14 protein-coding genes are annotated in these 14,279 nt (G+C 60.2%); 3 read left to right on the forward strand and 11 right to left on the reverse strand.

The window, feature by feature from the left end:
- Positions 1-11 precede the first annotated feature (11 nt).
- The 3 genes from ASG55_RS02335 to ASG55_RS02345 all read right to left on the reverse strand — a co-directional run bounded on the left by ASG55_RS02335 (position 12) and on the right by ASG55_RS02345 (position 3,813).
- Positions 12-1,727 (reverse strand): proline--tRNA ligase, encoded by a 1,716-nt coding sequence (locus ASG55_RS02335; protein WP_056783331.1) that lies wholly within the window; start codon positions 1,725-1,727, stop codon positions 12-14.
- A gap of 129 nt (positions 1,728-1,856) precedes the next feature.
- A complete protein-coding gene (locus ASG55_RS02340) occupies positions 1,857-3,416 on the reverse strand; it encodes an AmpG family muropeptide MFS transporter (RefSeq protein WP_041478070.1) in 1,560 nt (519 codons plus the stop codon).
- Positions 3,417-3,459: 43 nt separating this feature from the next.
- Positions 3,460-3,813: an MGMT family protein gene (locus ASG55_RS02345; protein WP_016771391.1), complete on the reverse strand. Its 354-nt coding sequence runs from the start codon at positions 3,811-3,813 to the stop codon at positions 3,460-3,462.
- Positions 3,814-3,978: 165 nt separating this feature from the next.
- On the opposite strand from ASG55_RS02345, the gene ASG55_RS02350 reads away from it, so the two are divergent.
- A complete protein-coding gene (locus tag ASG55_RS02350; RefSeq protein WP_024011896.1) occupies positions 3,979-4,986 on the forward strand; it encodes a DUF481 domain-containing protein in 1,008 nt (335 codons plus the stop codon).
- Between the two features lie 119 nt (positions 4,987-5,105).
- On the opposite strand, the gene ASG55_RS02355 is transcribed toward ASG55_RS02350, so the two are convergent.
- On the reverse strand, positions 5,106-5,315 hold the full coding sequence (locus ASG55_RS02355) for a cold-shock protein (RefSeq protein ID WP_002554837.1): 210 nt from the start codon (positions 5,313-5,315) through the stop codon (positions 5,106-5,108).
- A 355-nt stretch (positions 5,316-5,670) separates the two neighbouring features.
- On the opposite strand from ASG55_RS02355, the gene dcd reads away from it, so the two are divergent.
- Both dcd and ASG55_RS02365 read left to right on the forward strand, forming a co-directional pair.
- Positions 5,671-6,237: a dCTP deaminase gene (gene dcd / locus ASG55_RS02360; RefSeq protein WP_007940589.1), complete on the forward strand. Its 567-nt coding sequence runs from the start codon at positions 5,671-5,673 to the stop codon at positions 6,235-6,237.
- Positions 6,238-6,344: 107 nt separating this feature from the next.
- Entirely contained in the window at positions 6,345-6,554 is a 210-nt protein-coding gene (locus ASG55_RS02365) for a hypothetical protein (protein ID WP_016771389.1), read from the forward strand.
- Between the two features lie 44 nt (positions 6,555-6,598).
- On the opposite strand, the gene pdeM is transcribed toward ASG55_RS02365, so the two are convergent.
- From pdeM to ASG55_RS02400, 7 genes are all read right to left on the reverse strand, one after another.
- On the reverse strand, positions 6,599-7,252 hold the full coding sequence (gene pdeM, locus ASG55_RS02370) for a ligase-associated DNA damage response endonuclease PdeM (RefSeq protein ID WP_370695115.1): 654 nt from the start codon (positions 7,250-7,252) through the stop codon (positions 6,599-6,601).
- On the reverse strand, positions 7,249-9,738 hold the full coding sequence (locus tag ASG55_RS02375; protein WP_056783335.1) for a ligase-associated DNA damage response DEXH box helicase: 2,490 nt from the start codon (positions 9,736-9,738) through the stop codon (positions 7,249-7,251). The genes pdeM and ASG55_RS02375 overlap by 4 nt, the downstream gene beginning before the upstream one ends.
- A gap of 193 nt (positions 9,739-9,931) precedes the next feature.
- On the reverse strand, positions 9,932-10,696 hold the full coding sequence (locus ASG55_RS02380; protein ID WP_056783337.1) for an ABC transporter ATP-binding protein: 765 nt from the start codon (positions 10,694-10,696) through the stop codon (positions 9,932-9,934).
- A gap of 12 nt (positions 10,697-10,708) precedes the next feature.
- The gene (locus tag ASG55_RS02385; protein ID WP_056783340.1) at positions 10,709-11,827 is read right to left on the reverse strand and encodes a succinylglutamate desuccinylase/aspartoacylase family protein; all 1,119 of its coding nucleotides are present in this window, start codon (positions 11,825-11,827) and stop codon (positions 10,709-10,711) included.
- Between the two features lie 27 nt (positions 11,828-11,854).
- Positions 11,855-12,565: an ABC transporter permease gene (locus ASG55_RS02390; protein WP_016771384.1), complete on the reverse strand. Its 711-nt coding sequence runs from the start codon at positions 12,563-12,565 to the stop codon at positions 11,855-11,857.
- On the reverse strand, positions 12,562-13,290 hold the full coding sequence (locus ASG55_RS02395; RefSeq protein WP_056783342.1) for an ABC transporter permease: 729 nt from the start codon (positions 13,288-13,290) through the stop codon (positions 12,562-12,564). The genes ASG55_RS02390 and ASG55_RS02395 overlap by 4 nt, the downstream gene beginning before the upstream one ends.
- 56 nt (positions 13,291-13,346) lie before the next feature.
- Complete coding sequence (locus ASG55_RS02400) at positions 13,347-14,129, reverse strand: transporter substrate-binding domain-containing protein (protein ID WP_041478063.1); 783 nt, start codon at positions 14,127-14,129, stop codon at positions 13,347-13,349.
- Positions 14,130-14,279 lie beyond the last annotated feature (150 nt).

The raw sequence follows: 14,279 nt of genomic DNA on the forward strand, positions 1-14,279 counted from the left end.
TCTATCTGGTTTCAGCGGCGGATACGGGCCTGAAGGAAGGACACAACATCGGCCACCGGCAGTGCTTGCGCCTCTGCTTCGGAACGACTCTTGTATTCCAGGTTGCCTTCGGCGAGGCCGCGGTCGCTGACCACGATCCGGTGTGGAATGCCGATCAGCTCCATGTCCGCGAACTTGATGCCCGGGCTGGTTTTCTTGTCGCGATCGTCCAGCAGCACTTCGAAGCCGGCCGCCGTCAGTTCGGCATAGAGCTTGTCGGTGGCTTCGCGCACCTGTTCGGTTTCATAGCGCAGCGGTACCAGCGCGATCTGGAATGGCGCCAGGGTGTCGCTCCAGATGATGCCGTTGGCGTCGTTGTTCTGCTCGATGGCAGCAGCGACCACGCGGGAAACGCCAATGCCGTAGCAACCCATTTCCAGAGTCACCGGCTTGCCGTTTTCGCCCAGCACTTCGCACTTCATCGCCTTGCTGTACTTGTTGCCCAGCTGGAAGATGTGGCCGACTTCGATGCCGCGCTTGATTTCCAGCGTGCCTTTGCCGTCCGGGCTTGGGTCGCCGGCGACGACGTTGCGCAGGTCGGCAACGGTCGGAACCGGCAGATCACGCTCCCAGTTCACGCCGAAATAGTGCTTGTCGTCGATGTTCGCGCCAATACCGAAGTCGCTCATCATCGCCACCGAGCGGTCGATGATGATCGGCAGCGGCAGGTTCAGCGGGCCGAGCGAGCCGGCGCCGGCGCCAATCGCGTCACGCAGTTCGGCATCGGAGGCCATCACCAGCGGGCTGGCCACGCCAGGCTGGTTGGCAGCCTTGATTTCGTTCAGTTCGTGGTCGCCACGAATCACCAGCGCGATCAGCTTGCCTTCTTCTTCGGCATGGACGATCAGGGTCTTGATGGTCTTTTCAATCGGCAGATTGAATTTTTCCACCAGGGCGGCGATGGTTTTGGTGTCCGGTGTGTCGACCAGACGCAGCTCTTCGGTTGGCGCAGGGCGCGAGGTTTCCCGTGGCACCGCTTCGGCTTTTTCGATGTTCGCCGCGTAGTCGGAGCCGTTGCTGAAGGCGATATCGTCTTCGCCGGACTCGGCCAGCACGTGGAATTCGTGGGAACCGGCACCACCGATCGAACCGTTGTCGGCTTCTACCGGGCGGAATTTCAGGCCCAGACGCGTGAAGATGTTGCAGTAGGCTTCATGCATGCGGTCGTAGGTGACCTGCAGCGACGCCTGATCAGCGTGGAAGGAGTAGGCGTCCTTCATGATGAATTCGCGGCCGCGCATCAAACCGAAGCGTGGGCGGATTTCGTCGCGGAATTTGGTCTGGATCTGATACAGGTTGATTGGCAGCTGTTTGTAGCTGCTCAACTCGTTGCGCATCAGATCGGTGATCACTTCTTCGTGGGTCGGGCCCGCGCAGAAATCACGACCGTGGCGGTCTTTGATGCGCAGCAGCTCAGGGCCGTATTCTTCCCAGCGCCCCGATTCCTGCCACAGCTCGGCCGGTTGGGTGCTCGGCATCAACACTTCCAGAGAACCGGCAGCGTTCATCTCTTCGCGAACGATGGCTTCGACCTTGCGCATGACTCGCAGGCCCATCGGCAGCCAGGTGTACAGGCCCGAGGCAAGCTTGCGGATCATGCCGGCGCGCAGCATCAGCTGGTGGCTGATCACGACCGCGTCGGAAGGCGTTTCTTTCTGTGTGGCGAGCAAAAATTGACTGGTGCGCATGGTTGGCCGTTGTCGGTTGCTATGACTGGAAATGACGGAGCAGTGTACCGGCGAGTTTTGCTGACGTACAGAAGTGTGGCCGGGCGAGGGCGTCAGCGGCGGGATTCCTCCCGCCATTGGCGAAGCGTCCTACGATTCTTCGGTGACGGGCGTCGGTGCAGGCTCGGGCGTCGGTGTTTGTCCTTCGCGGCGGCGCTCCTGGAACCAGTGCAGCGCGATCAGTAGCAGCGTCGGCACGCCGAGCAGGGCGGTAATGAGGAAGAAGCTGTGATAACCGAACTTCTCGACCAGCACGCCGGAATAGCCGCCCATCAGGCGCGGCAGCAGCAACATGATCGAGCTGAGCAGGGCATATTGCGTAGCGGAAAACTTCAGGTTGGTCAGGCTCGACAGGTAGGCAACGAACGCCGATGTCGCCAGGCCCGAGCTGAAGTTGTCGAGGGAAATGGTCACCACCAGCATCTGCAGGTTCGGGCCCATGTCCGCGAGCATGACGAACAGCAGGTTGGTCGCTGCCGAAGACACACCACCGATAAACAGAATCGGCAGAATGCCGAAACGCACGATCAACAGGCCACCCATGCCGGCGCCGACGAGGGTCATGATCAGGCCGAAAATCTTGCTGACACTGGCGATCTGATCCTTGGTGAAACCCTGGTCGATGTAGAACACGTTGGCCATCACGCCCATTACCGTGTCGGACATCCGGTAAGTGGCGATCAGGCCCAGCAGCAACAGCGCCTGCCAGCGATAACGCAGGATGAAGTCATTGATCGGCGTCAGTACCGGCGCCAGTCCGCGCCGGCCCATGGCCGACAGACACATCCCCGTCAGCAACGTATAGAGGATGGCACGCAGGAAGGCGCGGTCTTCGAGCAGCAAATCGAGTGGGCTCATGTCGCCGAACAGCACGCCGGCGAAATCGGTGTTGTATAGCTGGGTGAACATCGCCGGTACGGAAACCAGCAGCACGATCAGCACGAACACCGACATCAATTGATGCATGAACGTATAGCGCCCGGCCTGCAACTGCGTGCGCAGCGGTACGGGTGGTTCACGCATGAACAGCGTGGTCAGCAGCGCGGGCACCATCAATGCGCCGAACAGCACATAGGTGCCGGTCCAAGCTGCGTGCTTATAGTTGAAGCCGGTGGAGCCGAAACCTTCGGCGAAGAACAGCGCACCGGCGGTGGCGAGCAGGGCGGCAACGCGGTAACCGGACATGTAGCTGGCGGCGAGGGCGGCCTGGCGGCTGTCATCGGCGATTTCCAGGCGATAGGCGTCGACCGCGATATCTTGCGTGGCGGAGGCGAAGGCAACCACGACAGCAATGGCGATCAGCCAGGACAAATGCTTCTGCGGATCACAGAATCCCATGCCGATCAGGCCGAGAATCACCAGTGCCTGGGAGAGCACCAGCCAGGAGCGGCGACGGCCGAGTTTGCCCAGTAAGGGCAGGCGCCATTGATCGAGCAGCGGCGACCAGACCCATTTGAACGCGTACGCCAGGCCGATCAGGCTGGCATAGCCAATGGTTTCACGGGCCACGCCTGCTTCACGCAGCCATACGGAGAGCGTCGAGAACACCAGCATGTACGGCAGGCCGGCGGCAAAACCGAGCAACAACAGCACGAGCGTCGAAGGACTGGCATAGGCGGCGAGCGCGGCGCGCCAGGTTTTACGGGGCATGGGCTGAAGTCTGCCTCAAAATTGCGAAAACAAAGCGCGCACTCTAACCGCTGTGCTCTACCGGACGCCAGCCATGGCGCCGAATATCCACACGATTGTTCTGGACGGTGATGCCTTCCATGCGCAATCGCGCGCGCTGCTCGTCACCGGAGGGGCTGCCGACCGGCAGACTGATGCGCCCGCCGGCGCCGAGTACGCGGTGCCAGGGCAGCTTGGTGTCGCCGGGCAACTGGCTCAAAGTCCGCCCGACCCAGCGCGCGGCGCGGCCCAGCCCGGCAAGTTCGGCCAACTGGCCATAACTGACGACTTTGCCTTCGGGCACTTGCGCGAGCGTCGAGTAGAGTGCCGTGCGTCGGATTTGCGCATCGTTTTCGACGCTGTCGAGCGGGTCTTTCACGTACGCGGCTCCTGAGTATTAGCGTGATGATGGCGACAAGGGTAATCGCTCGTGGTGCAGTTGAGAAATGAACTCAATTGAAATAGTCCGGTCAGTCCTTGTCATGGGCAAAATCCTACGGATAATGCCGACCCTTTTCGCCAACTCTGAGCCTCCGATCTGCTTATGTTCCCCAGAACCCTGTTGTGCCTCGCTGTTTTCAGCGCGTCCACGCCCCTGCTTGCCGACACCGTCTGGTTGAAAAACGGCGACAAGCTGAGCGGCACTATCACGGTATTCGATGGCGGCAAGCTGTTGATCCAGACCAAATACGCCGGCGCAGTGGCGATTGACTGGAAAGAGGTCAAGACCCTCGACAGCGATCAGCATCTGCTGGTCAAGCAGGACGCCTATGCCGGTGAAGTATCGAAGTCGCTGACGGCGGCCGACGATGGCAAGGTCACCCTGGCCAACGGCGAGGCGCCGAAGACGGTCGAGCTGGCGAGCATTCAGCAGATTCTCAAGCCCAAGCCGATCGTCACCGACCTGGTATGGAAGGGTAACGTCGATCTGGCGCTGGACTATCAGCGCGCCGAAAAGGACACCGACGATTACGACGTCGCCTTCAAGACTTCGGCTCGCCATGGTCGCTGGCGCCATACCGGCGAGGGCGAGTACAACCGCGAAGTCCAGGATGCGGAAACCACCACCAACAACTGGCGCGCCGAATACTCCCTCGACCGCTTCCTTACCGATCAGTGGTTCTGGCAAGGGCGCATCAACTACAAGCGTGATCACATCGAAGAGCTGGCGCGTCAGCGTGTGGTCGGTACCGGTCCGGGTTACCAGTTCTGGGACGATGAACTGGGTGCGTTCTCGCTGGGCTCGTTGCTCAACCGCACCGACTATGAATACCGCGATGGCAGCAAGGACAACTTCTACTCCGTCGCGATGAAGTGGGACTACAACCGCTACCTGATCGGCAAGAAGGTCGAGTTCTTCACCAATGGCGAAGTCGGCAAGCCGCTGTCGGGTGTTGCCGATTACGCACTGGATGCCGAGCTGGGCCTGCGCTACAAGGTCACCGACTGGGCCTCGCTCAACCTCAAGGCCGAGCGCGACATCATCAGTGGCACCAACGATGCGGATCTGAACAAGACCCGTTATACCGCAGGGTTTGGCGTCGCCTGGTAAGGGCAGAAACAAAAAAATCGCGGCCTCAAGGGTCGCGATTTTTTTTGCCAGCGCAAAACAGGCGCCCACAAAAAAGCCCCGCTTTTAAGGGCGGGGCTCTTTTCTAAAGAAGCTACAAGTTAGATAACTTGTACTTCTTCAGCTTGCATGCCTTTCTGACCGCGGGTAGCGATGAAAGAAACCTGTTGGCCTTCTTTCAGGCTTTTGAAGCCGTCGGATTGGATAGCTTTGAAGTGAACGAACAGGTCGTCACCGGATTGTGGAGTGATGAAGCCGAAGCCTTTTTCATCGTTGAACCACTTAACGGTACCGGTTTGGCGATTAGACATGGTGTAACTCCTTGAACAAAGATAACTGCGACTCAGGAAGAACCCTGGCCGAGACTGAGTGCAAAGAGCAGGAAAAATTCTTGTAGATGGTTGGATCGAAATTCAACATATCGTGTAGAGATTCTCAGTGACACAAGCAACACAGTGACGCCACCTTAACCCTTTTTCCGGAACGTGCCAATGTTTCTTGCAAAGGATTCTGTGTTTTAGGGATCGGCGGTGCGACGGTTCGTCGCCACATCGCGTAAATACGGGGTGTTCGCCGAGAATTGCGTTGCGCACTTTGAACGAGACGACGCGCCCGGTAAGATGCCGGACAGAATTTTTCCACCTCGCTATTCAGGACAAACCCGCCATGAGCATCAAATCGGACAAGTGGATTCGCCGCATGGCGCAGGAACACGGCATGATCGAACCGTTCGTCGAGCGCCAGATGCGCGGCAGCGACGACAGCCGGGTGATTTCCTACGGCGTGTCGAGCTACGGCTACGACGTGCGTTGCACCAACCACTTCAAGGTGTTCACCAACATCAACTCGGCCATTGTTGACCCGAAGAACTTCGACGCCGGCAGCTTCGTCGACATCCACAGCGACGTCTGCATCATTCCGCCGAACTCCTTCGCCCTGGCCAGCACCGTCGAATACTTCCGCATTCCGCGCAACGTGCTGACCATCTGCCTGGGTAAAAGCACCTACGCGCGCTGCGGCATCATCGTCAACGTCACTCCGCTCGAGCCTGAGTGGGAAGGTCATGTGACCCTGGAATTCTCCAATACCACCAACCTGCCGGCGAAAATCTACGCCAACGAAGGTGTGGCGCAGATGCTCTTCCTCGAATCCGATGAAGAATGTGAAGTTTCCTACAAGGATCGTGGCGGCAAGTACCAGGGCCAGCGTGGCGTGACCTTGCCGCGTACCTGATCGACCATCCGACGGATGTCGGGAATTCTTTGGCGGGCAGACACTCTATGGGGTGTACTGCCCGTTTTTGTTACACACAGATTCGGGCCTTCACTGAGGAGTGCCCTATGAAGATCGACCCGCGAATCAGCGCTGAACTGGCAAGGCTTGAGCCCAATCAGATAGGCGTTCTGGCCTGGTCGTTACTGGCGAATCCGTCTTTGAGCCTGTCCGGCGGCGTGCCCGGCCAGCCCGATCCCGATACTCCCAACGAACAACCGACCGAACCAGGCGAACCGACGCTGCCGGACGAGCCGCCTCCGGCGCCTGTGGCCTGATCCACTGTCATGAATATGGCCCGTCAGTCTGATCGATTTGCGATCTAGCTGACGGGCCATATTTCGTTGTCGCCGATCACGAAGACTCTGCAGCTGTCGTCGCGCTCGACCTGATAGCCGCCGGTGAACGCACCGAATGCCGGCATCAGGCTGATGCGCTCACCGAGTCTGAAACAGGCCAGGCGCAGGCTCTGCCGACCTTTGCCGTGCAATCGATAAACCGGATGCACGTGGCCCGCGAGCACGTGCCGTTCCGGATGCGGATCGGGCTCATGCTGCAGGGCGAATGGCCCTAGTAACAGCGGCTCTGGTACCACGCGAATATTCAGCGAGGCTGGTGGGTCGCCTGCGCGTTTGTCGTGGTTGCCGCGAATCAGCGTCATCGGCAGGTCAGCGTGCCGCGTGCGCCACTCTGCCAGCGCATTCAGTGTGGTCGGGAGATGGGAACCAGGCCCATGCAGAAAATCCCCGAGGAAGATCAACTGGCGACACGGCAACCGCGTCAGCAACGCGTCGATTACCTCGATGTTGCTCGCCGTCGTGCCATGCGGCACCGGCTGGCCGAGGCTGCGATAGGCCGCCGCCTTACCGAAATGCACATCGGCGATCAGCAATGCTTCCTGCGCTGGCCAGTACAGCGCTTTCTCCGGCAGCAGCCACAACTCCTCACCGGCCAAACGCACCGGGTACGCACTCACGACGATTTCCCGTTATCAGCGGTTTTTTCCAGGTCACCAACCATTCTTCTGATCCTGTCAGCCAGTTTTTCCGAACTCATGCTCTCGCGCATCCGCTCCACCAGCAGCGGAAAGCCCAACGGTGTAGGACGTTTAACCTGATGCACGTCCATTTTCATCTGATTGATGCGCTCCAGTGTCTGTTCCAGGCGACGAATATCCAGTTCCTCGCGTAGGACTTCTTCCCCAGCCTGGGCCAGCAGCAGGTTGTCGGCGTCATATTGTTTGAACACCTGGAAGAACAAGCCACTCGACGCCTGCACCTGGCGGGTACTCTTTGGTGCGCCCGGATACCCGGCGAACACCAGCCCGGCGATCCGCGCGATTTCGCGGAAGCGGCGCAACGCCAGTTCACCGGCATTGAGACTGGCGAGCACGTCCAGCAACAGGTCATCGGCATTGAACAGGTGCGCGTCCAGATGCGTGGCCCAATCCACCGGCGTGGCGCTGAGCAGTTCCAGGCCGTAATCATTCACGGCAATCGAGAAGGTCACCGGCTGGCGCTGACTGACGCGCCACGCCAACAGGCTCGCCAGTCCCAGATGCACTTGTCGCCCGGCGAACGGATAGAGAAAAAGATGCCAGCCTTCGCGGGATTTCAGCACTTCGGCCAGCAGATTTTCCGTGGTGGGCAAGCCGGACCAGCGTATCTGCGTCTCCAGCAGCGGCCGCAACGCGTGCATTTCCGGGCCGTTGAATTGACCTTGAGCAGCGGCGCTGAAGCGCGTGACCACCGCTTCGGCCAGTTCGTTGGATAACGGCATGCGTCCGCCATTCCAGCGCGGCACGGCAGCCTTTTTCGCGGTGCTGCGTTTGACGTAGGCGGTCATGTTTTCCACCCGCACCAGTTCCAGCAGGCGCCCGGCGAAGAGGAAACCATCGCCCGGTTTCAGCCGGGCGATAAAGCCTTCCTCGACGCTGCCCAGCTGTTTGCCGCCGCCGCCCTTGCTCCAGAATTTCAGGTTGATGCTCGCGTCGCTGACGATGGTGCCGATGCTCATGCGATGGCGCCGCGCCAGACGCGCATCCGGCACACGCCAGACGCCGTGTTCGTCCGGCTCGACCCGGCGGTAATCCGGATACGCTGTAAGAGACATCCCGCCATGGCGTACGAACGCCAGCGCCCAGGCCCAGTCTGCCGCTGTCAGGTCGCGATAGGCCCAGGCGCCTCGGACTTCTTCGTACAAGTCTCCAGGAATAAAGCCACCGCCAAGGGCCATGCTGACCAAATGCTGGACCAGCACATCCAGCGGCTTGAGCGGTGACAGGCGCGGCTCGATGCGCCGTTGCTCGACGGCATCGCGTGCGGCGACCGCTTCGATCAGTTCAAGGCTGTGGGTCGGCACCAGCGTCACCCGCGAGGTGCGCCCCGGCGCGTGGCCGGAGCGCCCGGCACGTTGCATCAAACGTGCGACGCCTTTCGCCGAGCCGATTTGCAATACGCGCTCGACCGGGAGGAAATCCACACCCAAGTCCAGGCTCGAGGTGCACACCACTGCTTTCAACTGGCCATTCTTCAACGCCTGCTCGACCCAATCGCGGTTATCGCGGGACAGTGAGCTGTGGTGCAGCGCGATCAACCCGGCCCAGTCCGGCCGCGCTTCCAGCAGCGCCTGATACCAGATCTCCGATTGCGCGCGGGTGTTGGTGAACACCAGGCTGCTGGCGCAGGCGTCAAGTTCGGCCACCACCTGCGGCAGCATCTTCAGACCGATGTGGCCGGCCCAGGGAAAACGCTCGATGGCCGGAGGCAGCAGGGTGTCGACTTGCAGGGTTTTTTCGCTTTTGCCCTGAACACTGACGCCGCCGCCCTGTGGGATCAGCACTTGCTCGGCGTGGGATTGATTACCGAGGGTGGCGGATACCCCCCAGACAATCAGTTCCGGCTGCCAATGACGCAGGCGGGCGAGGGCCAGTTGCAATTGCACGCCGCGTTTGTTGCCGAGCAATTCGTGCCATTCATCCACGACGATCATGCGCAGGCTCGACAACGCCGTGCGCGCATCGGCGCGGGCGAGCAACAGGGTCAGGCTTTCCGGTGTGGTGATCAGCGTCGTTGGCAAACGTCGGCCCTGACGCGCGCGTTCGCTGCTGCTGGTATCGCCGGTGCGCAGGCCGATGCTCCACGGAATCTGCAATTCATCGACCGGGCTTTGTAAAGCGCGGGCGGTATCGGCGGCGAGGGCGCGCATCGGCGTGATCCACAGCACCGTCAGCGGTTCGGCCGGCGCTTTGCGTTTGCGCGGTGTAGCCACGGGCGGTTGCAGGCGGGCGAAGCGGTTGAGCGCAGCAAACCATACCGCATAAGTTTTGCCGGCGCCGGTGCTGGCGTGGAGCAACCCGGATTCGCCGTTTTTCACCGCCGCCCACACCTGTTTCTGAAAGGCGAACGGCTTCCAGTCGCGGGCGCTGAACCAGGTTTTTGCAAAGTCGGGGGATTTCGCCATGCCGGCTGCGTGCGCTCTGGAGGTGTTGTTTCAGAGACAGCGAAGCGGGGGGACAAGTTTAACTTTGTCGGTCGGTGGATTCCCCCGTGGGAGCGAGCCTGCTCGCGAATGCGATGTCACCTTCAACATTGATGTTGACTGATAAACCGCTTTCGCGAGCAGGCTCGCTCCCACAAAGGGTTGAGTGCCAACCTTATTTAAGATTGCCGCTCAGGAATTGCTTCAGGCGTTCGCTTTTCGGGTTGCCCAGCACTTCTTCGGGCGCACCTTCTTCTTCCACCAGACCCTGATGCAGAAACAGCACCTGATTCGACACCTTGCGCGCAAAACTCATTTCGTGGGTGACCATGATCATCGTCCGGCCTTCCTCGGCCAGGCCCTGAATCACTTTCAGCACTTCGCCGACCAGTTCCGGGTCGAGTGCCGAGGTCGGTTCGTCGAACAGCATCACTTCCGGTTCCATCGCCAGTGCCCGGGCGATCGCCACGCGTTGTTGCTGGCCGCCGGACAGAAACGCCGGGTATTGATCGGCGACCCGCGCCGGCAAGCCGACTTTGTCCAGATAACGTCGGGCGCGATCCTCGGCTTCCTGTTTGCTGCAACCCAGCACCCGGCGCGGGGCCATGGTGATGTTTTCCAGCACGGTCATGTGGCTCCACAGGTTGAAATGCTGGAACACCATCGCCAGCCGCGTGCGCAGGCGTTGCAGTTCATCGGCGTCGGCAACGTGCATGCCGTGGCGGTCGGTGACCATGCGGATCGCCTGGCCATCAAGGCTCATGGCGCCGTCATTGGGTTGTTCAAGGAAATTGATGCAGCGCAAAAAGGTGCTTTTGCCCGAGCCGCTGGCGCCGATCAGGCTGATCACGTCGCCGGTTTTGGCCTTGAGCGAAACGCCTTTGAGCACCTGATGATCGCCATAGCTTTTGTGCAGGCCTTCAACGGTCAGTTTGTACATGGACGAGCATCCTCAAGGCGAAAGTAGGTAGCCGCTGCGATAGGCCTGGGCGCCCGCGACGTGGGCGATGACCATGCCGGCAGTGGCCATGCGCCGCAGCGAGCGCGCATACAGCAGGCCGGCGGCGGTGCAATGAATGGGGGTGACCTTGTCGTGGACCGGGTCAATGATTTCGGCGATCTGCTGCCCGGCTTCCAGGTATTGGCCGGGTGTCGCGCAGTACACCAGCAGGCCGCCAACTGGCGTGGTCACCGGTTCGACCCCGGCCAGCGGCGTGGCCGGGTGCGGCAGTGGCGGTTGCGGCTTGGTCTCGCCGACGATGGCATCGAACTGGATCAGGTAATCGATCAGCGCCTGACAATCGCGGCTGGCCAGCGGGTGATTGACGTCGCCCTGGCCGCGCAATTCGACGGTCACCGAGAAGCTGCCCAGCGGAATCTCGAACTGCTCGCCGAAGCGCTCGCGCAATTGCCACCAGAGCAGGGTGAAGCATTCGTCGAACGACTGCCCGCCAGAGTCTGTGGCGAGCAGGCTGGCCTGGGCTTCCATGTAGCGCGCCAGCGGCTCGACCTGCGGCCACGCCTCGGGCGTGGTGTACAGGTGCACCACGGATTCGAAGTCGCAGTGCAAGTCGAGCACCATGTCGGCATCGCAGGCCAGGCGTTGCAGGGTCAGGCGCTGGGATTGCAGTTGGGTGGTCGGCGTCTGACGGTCGAGGGCGTTGCGCAGGCTGGCGCGGATCAGTTCGAGGTTGTGCTGCGCATCGTCGTTGAGTTGGCCTTCGATGGCGTTGCCGATTTCTTCGCTGAGGTCGACGAACCAGCGATTGAAGTTCTGCCCGCTCTCCAGGTCGTAACGGCCCAGCGGCACGTCCATCAGCACTTGTTCGAGGCCGACCGGGTTGGCCACCGGCACCAGTACGATTTCGCTGCGCAGGCGGCCGGCAGCTTCCAGCTCGGTCAGACGCTGTTTCAGGTGCCAGGCGACCAGCATGCCCGGCAGTTCGTCAGCGTGCAGCGACGCCTGAATGTAAACCTTGCCCTTGGCCTGTTGTGGGCCGAAGTGGAAGCTGTGAATTTGCCGTGCGGTCCCCGGCAGCGGGGCCAGCAAGTCATGGATCTGGTGGCGCATTGTTATCTCTTTATTTTCAAACCGGTGCTAGTGAGTCGGCCCGAGGAAGGCCAGCCAGCGGCGTTCGGCGAGGCGGAACAGACCGACCAGCGCAAACGTAATGGTCAGATAGATCAGCGCGGCGATGCCGAATGACTGGAAGGTCAGGAAGGTCGCCGAGTTGGCATCCCGCGCGACTTTCAGGATATCGGGAATGGTCGCGGTGAACGCCACGGTGGTCGAGTGCAGCATCAGGATCACTTCGTTGCTGTAGTAAGGCAACGAGCGGCGCAGTGCCGACGGCATGATCACGTAGGCGTACAACTTCCAGCCGGTCAGGCCATAAGCCTTGGCCGCTTCGACTTCGCCATGGTTCATGCTGCGAATCGCCCCGGCGAAAATTTCCGTGGTGTACGCGCAGGTATTGAGAGCGAAAGCGAGGATCGTGCAGTTCATCGCGTCGCGAAAGAAACTGTCGAGGATCGGCTGTTCGCGCACGGCGGCGAGGCTGTAGATGCCCGTGTAGCAGATCAGCAGCTGGATATACAGCGGCGTGCCCCGGAACAGGTAGGTGTAGAACTGCACCGGCCAGCGAATGTAGAAGTGCGGCGAGACGCGGGCAATCGACAGCGGAATCGAGACGACGAAGCCGATGCAGATCGACGCGGTCAGCAGCCACATCGTCATCGCCAGCCCGGTGATGTTCTGGCCGTCGGTATAAAGGAAGGCGCGCCAATATTCCTGGAGAAGTTCGATCATCGTACGGCCTCCCGGGCACCGGCGGCGTAGCGGCGTTCGAGCCAGCGCAGGATGAAGTTCGAAGCACTGGTGATCAGCAGATAAATCAAGGCGGCGAGGACCAGAAAGTAGAACAGTTGATAGGTGCTTTTACCGGCGTCCTGGGCAGCCTTGACCAGATCGGCGAGGCCGATGATCGACACCAGCGCGGTGGCCTTGAGCATGACCATCCAGTTGTTGCCGATGCCAGGCAAGGCAAAACGCATCATTTGCGGAAACACCACGAAGCGAAAGCGCTGGCCACGTTTGAGGCCATACGCAGTGGCGGCTTCGACTTGGCCGCGCGGCACCGCGAGGATGGCGCCACGGAAGGTCTCGGTGAAATACGCGCCATAAATGAAGCCCAGCGTCAGTACGCCGGCGCTGAACGGGTCGATTTCAATATATTCCCATTCCATGTAGTCGGTCAGCGACGTCAACCAGGTTTGCAGGCTGTAGAAGATCAACAGCATCAGCACCAGATCTGGCACGCCGCGAATCAGCGTGGTGTAGAGCTGCGCGGGCAGGCGCACCAGTTTGACTTTCGACAGTTTGGCACTGGCGCCGAGCAGGCCGAGCAACACGGCCACCAGCAGCGACATTGCCGATAATTTGATGGTCATCCAGGTGCCTTGCAGCAGCAACGGGCCGAAGCCCTGCAGACTGAACGAGGTCAGCCCCAGATTTTGCAGGAGGGTTTCAAACATAAATCAGCAACCTGAGCGGATGGAAAAGGCGCCCATCGAGGATGGGCGCCGGGGCATTATTTGCCGCTGTACAGATTCAGGTCACCAAAGTGTTTCTTTTGAATCTCGGCGTATTTGCCGTCGTCGTGTAACGCTTTGATACCTTTATCCAAAAGTGCTTTCAGCTCAGTGTTACCTTTCTTGATACCGACAGCGGTTTTGGCTGGCAGCAATTCGCTGTCGACCGGCTGGCTGATTTCATAATCAGCGCCTTTTGGCGACTTCAGAAAGCCCAGTTCGGCTTGCAGCATGTCCTGGATACCGGCGTCGAGACGACCGGAGGTCAGGTCGGAATACACCTGATCCTGGTTCTGATAGGCCTGGGTTTTCACGCCAGCCTTGTCCAGCACGGCTTTGGCGTAGGCTTCCTGAATGGTGCCTTGCTCGTAACCGACGGTTTTGCCCTTGAGTGAAGTGACGTCGGCGGTGATGCCGGAGCCTTTCTTGAACACGTAAGCGGTCGGGCCGGAAAACAGTTCGCTGGAGAAGTCGATGACCTTCTCGCGAGCCGGGGTCACGGTCATCGACGAGATCACACCGTCGAACTTGTTGGCCTTGAGGCCCGGAATCATGCCGTCGAAATCGCTTTCGACCCATTTGCACTTGACCTTCAGTTCGGCGCAGATCGCGTTGCCCAGATCGATATCGAACCCGACCAGGCTGCCATCGGCCGCTTTCGACTCGAACGGTGCGTACGAAGGGTCAACGCCAAAGCGCAGCTCTTTGTATTCCTTGGCCAGCGCGGAGCCGGCGGCCATGCACAACGCCAGTGCAGAAAGGGTCAGCAATGCTTTTTTCATTATTCAATCCCTAAGAACCAATATGAGCGCTTGTGGCGCAGAATTATTGTTACTGCAACGCTTACGACCTATAGAAAGTAGCAATTTCCGAACCAGAGTGCCGAACAGGTGTTTTAAAAGGTTGAGCGGAGAGAGGCAAGGGTAGTTGAA

The sequence above is a fragment of the Pseudomonas sp. Leaf434 genome (assembly GCF_001425545.1).
Lineage (GTDB): Bacteria > Pseudomonadota > Gammaproteobacteria > Pseudomonadales > Pseudomonadaceae > Aquipseudomonas > Aquipseudomonas siliginis.

Excerpts from the sequence above, each read along its gene's own strand:
- ASG55_RS02340 (WP_041478070.1), bottom strand. The coding sequence starts at position 3,416 with ATGCCCCGTAAAACCTGGCGCGCCGCGCTCGCCGCCTATGCCAGTCCT.
- ASG55_RS02350 (WP_024011896.1), top strand. The coding sequence starts at position 3,979 with ATGTTCCCCAGAACCCTGTTGTGCCTCGCTGTTTTCAGCGCGTCCACG.
- ASG55_RS02395 (WP_056783342.1), bottom strand. The coding sequence starts at position 13,290 with ATGTTTGAAACCCTCCTGCAAAATCTGGGGCTGACCTCGTTCAGTCTG.
- ASG55_RS02365 (WP_016771389.1), top strand. The coding sequence starts at position 6,345 with ATGAAGATCGACCCGCGAATCAGCGCTGAACTGGCAAGGCTTGAGCCC.
- ASG55_RS02355 (WP_002554837.1), bottom strand. The coding sequence starts at position 5,315 with ATGTCTAATCGCCAAACCGGTACCGTTAAGTGGTTCAACGATGAAAAA.
- ASG55_RS02390 (WP_016771384.1), bottom strand. The coding sequence starts at position 12,565 with ATGATCGAACTTCTCCAGGAATATTGGCGCGCCTTCCTTTATACCGAC.
- ASG55_RS02380 (WP_056783337.1), bottom strand. The coding sequence starts at position 10,696 with ATGTACAAACTGACCGTTGAAGGCCTGCACAAAAGCTATGGCGATCAT.
- dcd (WP_007940589.1), top strand. The coding sequence starts at position 5,671 with ATGAGCATCAAATCGGACAAGTGGATTCGCCGCATGGCGCAGGAACAC.
- ASG55_RS02375 (WP_056783335.1), bottom strand. The coding sequence starts at position 9,738 with ATGGCGAAATCCCCCGACTTTGCAAAAACCTGGTTCAGCGCCCGCGAC.
- ASG55_RS02400 (WP_041478063.1), bottom strand. The coding sequence starts at position 14,129 with ATGAAAAAAGCATTGCTGACCCTTTCTGCACTGGCGTTGTGCATGGCC.
- ASG55_RS02385 (WP_056783340.1), bottom strand. The coding sequence starts at position 11,827 with ATGCGCCACCAGATCCATGACTTGCTGGCCCCGCTGCCGGGGACCGCA.
- ASG55_RS02335 (WP_056783331.1), bottom strand. The coding sequence starts at position 1,727 with ATGCGCACCAGTCAATTTTTGCTCGCCACACAGAAAGAAACGCCTTCC.